Origin of the sequence: Streptomyces morookaense (assembly GCF_013030945.1) — a bacterium.
Lineage (GTDB): Bacteria > Actinomycetota > Actinomycetes > Streptomycetales > Streptomycetaceae > Streptomyces > Streptomyces morookaensis.
The window spans coordinates 1-444 of record NZ_JABBXF010000186.1; the positions used below are offsets into that span (position 1 = coordinate 1).

At 74.3% G+C, this 444-nt stretch carries 1 protein-coding gene; it reads right to left on the reverse strand.

The annotated features are described in order from the left end of the window. A partial coding sequence (locus HG542_RS34060; RefSeq protein WP_171088297.1) for a polyketide synthase dehydratase domain-containing protein occupies positions 1–444 on the reverse strand: 444 nt, incomplete at both ends.

A 444-nucleotide genomic window follows, 5' to 3' on the forward strand; every position in this document is an offset into this window, starting at 1 on the left:
ACGACCTCACGGACCCGGGTGGCCGTGTCGTCACTCGTCCCCACCGGGCACGGGACGACCACGACGTCCACCTCTGCTGCCGACTCCCGCAGCGCATCGATGTCCGCAACGGACTCGATCGTCGACGCGTCCGCGGTGGACGGCAGTACGAGCGGCGTCCACTCGACGGCGAACAGCTGGTCCGGGTCTCCCGCACCGCGCAGCTGTTCCGCCGAAACGGCGCGCAGCGTCAGCGACTCGACCGAGGCCACCGGACCCCCGTCCGCGTCGGCCACGGTCAGCGCGACCGCGTCGGTGCCCGTCCGCGACAGCTTCACCCGGACCATGGCCGCACCGGCCGCCTGGACGGCGACACCGGACCATGCGAACGGCAGCCGGGGCCCGTCGGCGAGCGAGACCAGCCCGCCGGCGGCCAGGGCGTGCAGCGCGGCGTCCAGCAGTGCC